Annotated in this window: 6 protein-coding genes; 1 reads left to right on the top strand and 5 read right to left on the bottom strand. The window is 68.5% G+C overall.

Going from position 1 to position 8,527, the window contains the following annotated elements:
* Positions 1-333 precede the first annotated feature (333 nt).
* From GA0115259_RS29605 to GA0115259_RS29590, 4 genes are all read right to left on the bottom strand, one after another.
* Complete coding sequence (locus GA0115259_RS29605; protein ID WP_093602707.1) at positions 334-1,167, bottom strand: S-methyl-5'-thioadenosine phosphorylase; 834 nt, start codon at positions 1,165-1,167, stop codon at positions 334-336.
* A 108-nt stretch (positions 1,168-1,275) separates the two neighbouring features.
* Positions 1,276-1,662, bottom strand: coding sequence for an FmdB family zinc ribbon protein (locus GA0115259_RS29600; protein ID WP_093602705.1), 387 nt, complete (start codon positions 1,660-1,662; stop codon positions 1,276-1,278).
* A gap of 66 nt (positions 1,663-1,728) precedes the next feature.
* Complete coding sequence (locus GA0115259_RS29595) at positions 1,729-3,054, bottom strand: MFS transporter (protein WP_093602711.1); 1,326 nt, start codon at positions 3,052-3,054, stop codon at positions 1,729-1,731.
* 377 nt (positions 3,055-3,431) lie between these two features.
* A complete protein-coding gene (locus GA0115259_RS29590) occupies positions 3,432-5,021 on the bottom strand; it encodes a potassium/proton antiporter (RefSeq protein WP_093602709.1) in 1,590 nt (529 codons plus the stop codon).
* 304 nt (positions 5,022-5,325) lie between these two features.
* On the opposite strand from GA0115259_RS29590, the gene GA0115259_RS29585 reads away from it, so the two are divergent.
* Positions 5,326-8,166: a penicillin acylase family protein gene (locus GA0115259_RS29585; RefSeq protein ID WP_093602703.1), complete on the top strand. Its 2,841-nt coding sequence runs from the start codon at positions 5,326-5,328 to the stop codon at positions 8,164-8,166.
* A gap of 96 nt (positions 8,167-8,262) precedes the next feature.
* On the opposite strand, the gene GA0115259_RS29580 is transcribed toward GA0115259_RS29585, so the two are convergent.
* Positions 8,263-8,527 (bottom strand): 5-formyltetrahydrofolate cyclo-ligase (locus GA0115259_RS29580; RefSeq protein ID WP_218104245.1); only part of this gene is annotated, 265 nt, incomplete at its 5' end.

Raw genomic sequence — 8,527 nt, 5'->3', positions numbered from 1 at the left:
GGCGGAGGAAGAGGGAGCGGCAGGGAAAGGGCAGGGCGAGAGGGCGGGAGAGCGGCGCGGACAGCGGGAGGAAGGAACGGATCACACGAGTCATGCGAGTCATGCGAGTCGTGGGAGTCGTGCGAGAAGGAACGGGACATGGCGACCACCGCCTGACGTGAGGAGTTTCGCGATCGCTCCTCACGATCCACGGTCCGCCACGATCCCGCCGAGGCCTGTGGACGGTCCGCCGATTGTGGACAAGTCCGCCACCCGCACGAGTGATTGCCGCCCTCGCCCGCCCGAATCCGGTTCCTCCGCGCATGGTTCGCGGAGGACCGGGGCAACTCGTGATCAGGGCAGTTTGAGCCCGGTGTCGATCCCGTCCAGCGCATGCGAGCAGAGACAGTCCCGCGTCTCACTCGGCTGCAGTCCGCCCACCGCGTCGAAGAGCACGGTGCGCAGCCGGTCGACATTGGCGGCGAAGACCTGGAGGACCTCCTCGTGGGAGACCCCCTCGCCGGTCTCCGCTCCCGCGTCCAGATCCGTCACAAGCGTCATGGAGGTGTAGCACAGGCCCAGTTCACGAGCGAGTACGGCCTCGGGATGACCGGTCATCCCGACGACCGACCAGCCCATCGCCGCATGCCACTGAGACTCCGCCCGAGTCGAGAACCGCGGCCCCTCGATGACCACGAGCGTCCCGCCGTCCACCGGCTCCCAGTCGCGCACCCGCGCCGCCGCGAGCGCCGCCCGGCGGCCTTCGGGACAGTAGGGGTCGGCGAGCGAGATATGGACGACCTTGGACGCGCTGCCGTCCGGCAGCGGCACTCCGTCGTAGTAGGTCTGTGTCCGAGCCTTCGTACGGTCCACGAGCTGATCGGGTACGAGCAGCGTGCCCGGCCCGTACTCCGTGCGCAGCCCGCCCACCGCGCACGGTCCCAGCACCTGCTTCACACCGACGGAGCGCAGCGCCCACAGATTGGCGCGGTAGTTGATGCGATGCGGAGCGAGGCCGTGCGAGCGGCCATGCCGAGGCAGGAACGCCACCTGCCGCCCGGCGATCTCGCCGAGGAAGAGAGAGTCACTGGGCGGTCCGTACGGAGTGTCCACCTGGACCTCGGTCACGTCCTCCAGAAAGGAGTAGAAACCTGAGCCACCGATCACGCCGATCTCTGCGTTCGCCATCCGATCACAGTAGCGGCCCCGTCACGGGCATACGCGAAGGACCCCAGCCGTAGGAGAACGGCGGGGTCCCGGCGAAGAGAGGAAACGACGCGAAAGGCAGGACGCGGATCAGGCGGCGGAAGAGCCGCTGGAGCTGCTGCTCGACGTCGAGGAGCTGGAGCCCGAGCTCGATCCTGAGCCGGTGCTCGAACCGGACGCGGAGGAACCGGAGGCCGAGGAGGAGGCCGCCGCCGCGGCCTTGGACTCGGACGACGACTTCGTAGCCGAAGAGGCTGAGCCCGACGAGTTCGCCGAAGCGGGCGCGCTGCTCGACGACGAGCCACGGCTGTCGTTGCGGTAGAAGCCCGAGCCCTTGAAGACAATGCCGACCGCGGAGAACACCTTCTTCAGGCGTCCCTGGCAATTCGGGCATACGGTCAGGGCGTCATCGGTGAATTTCTGCACCGCTTCAAGGCCCTGGCCGCACTCGGTGCACTGGTACTGATAGGTCGGCACTTGCTCCTCCTGGCACTCTCACTCAATGAGTGCTAACGACGCTCCATAGTGACGTATTCCGCGCGATCAGTCCACTGCCACCGGCTCGCGGTGACTCATCCCACGCGCGGCGACTCGTCCTAAGGCCTTCGGGGCCAGTCGGGAGCGGAGTACCACCAGGGTGGCGAGCGCCAGCACCGTACCAACCAGCGGCACCATGAATCCGGTGCTCGCGCCATGTGCGTCGGCGAGCCGGCCCGCGGCGGTCACGGCCGCGGCCTGGCCCAGCGCTACCGCGCCGGTCAGCCAGGTGAACGACTCGGTGCGGGCCGAGGCGGGCACCAGCGACTCGACCAGTGTGTAGCCCGTGATCAGCGCGGGCGCGATACAGAGCCCGACCAGCAGTCCGAGCCCGGCGAGCAGCGGCGCCGAGTTCACGGCCCACAGAGTGGAGGCGACCAGGGTCAGTCCCGTGTATCCGAACAGCAGCCTGCGCCGCGGGCCGGCCTTCCAGGCGACGGCGCCACAGACGATCCCGGCGAGCATATTGCCGGCGGCGAAGATCCCGTACAGCACACCGTTCACTCCAGGTGCACCGATCTCCTCGGCGAACGCGGTGAGGGAGACCTGCATTCCGCCGAAGACCGAACCGATGCCCAGGAAGGCCACGGCCAGCACTCGTACCCCGGGTATGGACAGCGCGGACGTACGCGGCTCTCCCGGGTCCTCCGGCTCTCCCGAGGCGTCGGTGCCGCGTCGGCCGGTCCGAGGTTGCGTTCCGCGCTGAGCGGCGAAGAGCAGACCGCCGACCAGGGTGAGCGCGGCTTCGGCGATCAGTCCGGCCGCCGGGTGCACGCCGGTGCACAGCGCGGTCGCGAGCACGGGCCCGATGACAAAGGTGAATTCGTCCGTCACGGATTCGAAGGCGGCGGCGGTCGGCAGCAGGGAGGAGGTGCCCGATGTACCGCTCAGCAGGGCGGCCCAGCGCGATCGGACCATGGGGCCGATCTGCGGGACGGAGGCGCCGGTGGGCACGGCGGCGATGAACAGCGCCCACAGAGGAGCGTCCGCCAGCGCGAGCACGATCAGCGCGGCAGCGGAGACGGTGTGCGTCAGCACGCCCGGTACCAGTACCGCGCGCTGCCCGAACCGGTCCGCGAGCCTGCCGCTCTGCGGTGCGAAAAGGGCCATGGAGACACCGGTGACGGCGGCCACGGCCCCGGCGGTGCCGTACGAACCGGTGGTGTGCTGGACCAGCAGGACGATACCGATCGTCAGCATCGCGAAGGGCTGGCGAGCGGCGAAGCCGGGCAGCAGGAATGTCCAGGCACCGGGCGTACGCAGGAGCCGCCCGTAGCCGGGACGGCGCGGAGCGTTCCGCGTGCGCCGCGTGAGTCGCGTCTTACGGGGTATGGCGGGCTCGTCGGTGCCGACCGTGTTGCGGGACACGGTCCTTGCCTTTCTGCCGCCTGGTAGCGCGCCCCCGCGGTCACGGGGGCAGCCGAGAGCTGTCCTCTTGCGCGGAACTGCGGTAGATACCAGGGCCCACTACGGAAGCGCCACGGCCGCCATACGGTCGCGCCAGCACTGCGTCAGGCAGAGGTGGTCGATCAGTCAGGTGCGCCTTCACCATACAGGTACGAACGTCACGCGCCCTCGGAATCCCCAAGTACCGGCCACCCGCGCCTGCGATTGCATGAGCTCACTCCCACGCCCACCATTCACGGGCCACCCACCACTCACCCGCCGTTCGCCCACCACTCACCCGCGACGACGACAGCCCCGCCCGGTCATCCCGACCTTCCGCCGATCCCCGCGCCGGTTCCCGCACCCGTACCCGAGCCGTTCCCGCTGCCCGTACCACCGCCCGGACCCATACCCGTACCGGAAGACGTCCCCGTCCCCAGCCAGCCGGCCAGCTTGCCGCCCTGCGCCACCGCCCGCAGCCGCCGTTCCGCCGCGTCCCGTACCGGATCCGTCGCCACCACCAGCAACTCGTCACCACGGCGCAGCACGGTCGCGGGCGACGGCACGAAGCTCTTGCCGTCCCGTACGACCAGCGTCACCGCCGATCCCGAGGGCATCCGCAGCTCGCCCACCTCCACACCGTGCATTTTCGACCGCTCCGGGATCGCCACGGAGAGCAGATGGCCGCGCAGCCGTTCCAGCGGCGCCGACTCGATGCCCAGATCGGAGGCCGCGGTGATGCTGCCGAGCCGCAGCGCCTTCGCCAGCCAGGGCAGCGTCGGGCCCTGCACCAGCGTGTAGACCACGACCAGGATGAAGACGATATTGAAGATCCGCAGGCTGCCCTCGATCTGCGACACCATGGGGATGGTCGCCAGAATGATGGGTACGGCGCCGCGCAGGCCCGCCCATGACATCAGCGCCTGTTCCTGCCACGGGATACGGAACGGCAGCAGGCTGATCAGCACGGACAGCGGCCGTGCCACCACGGTCAGCACGAGTCCGACGATCAGCGCGGGCAGGAAGTCGTCGCCCAGTTCATGCGGTGTCACCAGCAGCCCGAGCAGGACGAACATCCCGATCTGCGCGATCCAGCCGAGCCCTTCCGCGAAGCCGCGGTTGGCCGGAGCGTGCGGCAGTTTGGAGTTGCCGAGGATCATCGAGGCGACATAGACGGCGAGGAAGCCGCTGCCGTGTGCGGTGGCGCCGAGCGCGTACGCCGACACCGCGATGGCCATCACCGCGATCGGATAGAGCCCGGAGGCCGGCAGGGCGACATGCCGTAGCCCGAAGGCGCCGGCGAAGCCCACCGCCAGCCCGATGCACGCGCCGATGGCCAGTTCGAGGGCGATCACGCCGACGAGTACGTACCAGTGCTCGACCGGACCGGACGCGGAGAGCGCGACCACGATGATCACCACGGGCGCGTCGTTGAAGCCCGACTCCGCCTCCAGCGCTCCGGTCACCCTGGCCGGCAGCGGCACCTTGCGCAGTACGGAGAAGACCGCCGCGGCGTCCGTCGAGGAGACGACCGCGCCGATGATCAGCGCCTGCCGCCACTCCAGGCCGACCAGATAGTGCGCGGCAGCGGCCGTCACGCCGACGCTCACGCCGACACCGACGGTCGACAGCGCGGCGGCGGCGGGCAGCGCCGGCCTCACTTCTTTCCACTTCGTGCCGAGACCGCCCTCGGCGAGGATCACCACAAGCGCGGCATAGCCGATGACCTGGGTCAGTCCCGCGTTGTCGAATTTGACATGGAAGATGCCGTCCTGCCCTATGACGACGCCGATGCCGAGGTACAGAAGCAGGCTGGGGAGGCCGCTCCGGGACGAGATCCGTACGGCCGCGACCGCGATCAGCAGCACGAGTGAGCTGACGAGCAGGAGTTCATTGAGCTGGTGGACAGTCAGCGGCCGATCCTTCCCCTCGCGCACGCCGGATCGTTCCTCCGGCGGCCAGTACTTCGTTACCTTACCTAATCTTTAACGTTTTCTTGACGCGTTCGATCGCCTGTGCGAGCGCGGATGTGATCCGAGTCGCCATAGCGCGCGAATTCCGGCAAGATCCCGGCCGGAACCCTGTAGGAATCCCGCTTGTATCCCTGTGTGGTCGTCCGATGAGTCGCACTACATGACACCGCGTCGGGGGCAGGGAACGCCTGCGCCTATGGTTGCTCCAGCATTCCAGGACCACCCTGCCCCTCGAAGGACAGCGATGCCCGCCAACACAGCCCCCCCTTCCGTCAAAAAGAAGGGGCGACGCGCCCGTCTGATCGTGATCGTCCTGGTGCTGGCGCTTGTCGCGGGTGTCGGCTACGGCGCGTACTGGGGCGTCGGCACGGTCCGTGCCTCCTTCCCCCAGACCACGGGATCGATCCAGCTCAAGGGCCTTTCCGGACCCGTGGACGTACGCCGGGACAGCTACGGCATCCCGCAGATCTACGCGAACTCCGACGAGGACCTCTTCCGCGCCCAGGGCTTCGTCCAGGCGCAGGACCGCTTCTGGGAGATGGACGTCCGCCGCCATATGACCGCGGGCCGGCTCTCCGAGATGTTCGGCTCGGGGCAGGTCAAGACCGACGCCTTCCTGCGCACCCTCGACTGGCGCGGAGTGGCCCAGCGCGAGTACGACACCGAGCTCTCGGACGAGACCAAGAAGAACCTCCAGTCGTACGCGGACGGCGTCAACGCCTATCTCGAAGGCCGCGACGGCAAGGACATCTCGGTCGAGTACGCCGCGCTGGACTTCACCAACGACTACAAGCCCGCGAAGTGGACACCGGTCGACTCGGTGGCCTGGCTCAAGGCGATGGCCTGGGATCTGCGCGGCAATATGCAGGACGAGATCGACCGCTCACTGCTGACGAGCCGGCTGAGCGAGAAGCAGATAGACGAGCTGTACCCGTCGTACCCGTACGACCGGAACAAGCCCATCGTCAGCGAGGGCGGGATCGACCCGATAACCGGGAAGTACGACCCGAAGGCCGAGCCCAGCTCGACGGCGCCGGGGGACACGACCGACGGCACAGGCACGGGCACAGGCACAGGCACGGATCCGAGCACCGGCACAGGCACAGGCACCGGTACGGGAACAGGCACCGGTACGGGAACAGGCACCGGTACCGGCACGGGCACCAGCGCCGCGGACGCCACCGCGAACTTCAACTCCCAGCTCGCGGCCCTCTCCGGCACCCTCGACGAGATCCCCGCCCTGCTCGGCCCGAGCGGCAACGGCATCGGTTCCAACTCATGGGTCGTCTCCGGCACGTACACGACCACCGGAAAGCCGCTGCTCGCCAACGATCCGCACCTGGCCCCGCAGCTCCCTTCGCTCTGGTACCAGATGGGCCTGCACTGCCGCAGCGTCTCGGAGACCTGCCAGTACGACGTCGCGGGCTACACCTTCTCCGGAATGCCCGGCGTCATCATCGGCCACAACCAGGACATCGCCTGGGGCTTCACCAACCTCGGCGCCGACGTGACCGACCTCTACCTGGAGAAGGTCGACGGCGGCTCGTACCAGTACGGCGACAGCGAGAAGCCGTTCAAGCTCCGCGAGGAGACCATCAAGGTCGCGGGCGGCAAGAGCAAGAAGATCACCGTCCGCTCCACCGACCGCGGTCCGGTGGTCTCCGACCGCGACACCGAGCTTGCGAAGGTCGGCGAGAAGGCGCCGGTCGGCGATGTCGCTCCCGACCGTGGCGACGGATACGCCGTCTCGCTCCAGTGGACCGCGCTCCAGCCGGGCAAGTCCATGGACGCGGTCTTCGAGATCAACAAGGCCAAGGACTTCACCCAGTTCCGCAAGGCGGCCGAGCACTTCGACGTCCCCTCGCAGAATCTGATCTACGCCGACACCAAGGGCAACATCGGCTACCAGGCGCCCGGACGCATTCCGATCCGCGCCGAGGGCGACGGCCGGATGCCGGCTCCCGGCTGGGACCCGAAGTACCAGTGGAAGGGATACATCCCCTTCGACCAGCTCCCGTACGAGTACAACCCGGAGCGCGGCTACATCGTCACCGCCAACCAGGCCGTCGTCGACGCGAAGAAGTACCCGTACCCGCTGACCGAGGACTGGGGCTACGGCGCCCGCAGCCAGCGGATCAACGACCTGATCGAGTCGAAGATCAAGGACGGCGGGAAGATCTCCACCGCCGACATGCAGACCATGCAGATGGACAACAGCAGCCAGATTGCCAAGCTGCTGGCGCCGATCCTGGTCAAGCTCGATGTCAAGGACCCAGCCGTACGCGAGGCGCAGAAGCTCCTCGAAGGCTGGGACTACACCCAGGAGCCCGACTCGGGAGCCGCCGCCTACTTCAATGCCGTGTGGCGCAATGTCCTCAAGCTCGCCTTCGGCAACAAGCTGCCCAAGGAGGTACGCGTCAAGGGCCAGTGCCTCAGCGTCCGTCCCGCCGACAGCACAGGCCCGCTGGACGATCTCGACCAGCGGGTACGGGAGTGCGGCCAGCGCGATCCGGACCTGGCGCAGCCGGACGGCGGGGACCGCTGGTACGAGGTGGTGCGGCGCATCATCGACGACGAGGACAATCCCTGGTGGAGCATCCCGGCCAGCCGCAGGGACTCGGCCGGCACGACCCGCGACGAGCTGCTCCAGCGCGCCATGGCGGATGCCCGCTGGGAGCTGACCGCGAAGCTCGGCAAGGACGTGTCCAGCTGGACCTGGGGCCGACTGCACCAGCTCACGCTGGACAACCAGACGCTCGGCACCAGCGGGCCCGGCTTCCTCAAGCAGATACTCAACCGCGGTCCGTGGAATCTCGGCGGCGGCGAGGCTGCCGTCAACGCGACGGGCTGGAACGCGGCGGGCGGCTACGAGGTCATATGGGTGCCGTCGATGCGGATGGTCGTCAATGTCGGTGACTGGGACAAGTCCCGCTGGATCAATTTGACGGGCGCCTCGGGACACGCCTACAGCGCGCACTACACCGACCAGACGAGCAAGTGGGCCAGAGGCGAGCTGCTCGACTGGTCCTACGGTGTCAACGCGGTGGAGCGCACCACGACCGACACCCTGACGCTGACGCCCTAGCGGTGACAGCGTGAGTCCCGGCGTGAACGTGAGCTCCCGCGTGAGCGTGAGCCCAGGCGTGAGCGCGAACTCCCGCGTGACGGGCGCCGGGCGGTGTCAGCCTCCGTGCCGGCGCCGCCCGTCCCGTGTCCGCCCATCCCGTATCGGTGCGGACCGTGTCCGCCCGTCCCGTATCGGTACGGACCGCATCCGTACGGACCGTACGTCGAAGCGCAGGACGCCTCCCGGCGTCACCACCGCCTGTACGGGACGGTCGTGCGGCTCCTCCGGGACCCGCGCGACCACCTCGTTGTCGTACAGCAGGACCGCCAGGGCCGGCTCGGCGCCCGCCTCGGCCAGCCGGCCCAGCACCCGGTCGTAC

The sequence above is a fragment of the Streptomyces sp. MnatMP-M17 genome (assembly GCF_900091995.1).
Taxonomy (GTDB): Bacteria; Actinomycetota; Actinomycetes; order Streptomycetales; family Streptomycetaceae; genus Streptomyces.
This window is presented reverse-complemented; position numbering and strand designations above follow the sequence as displayed.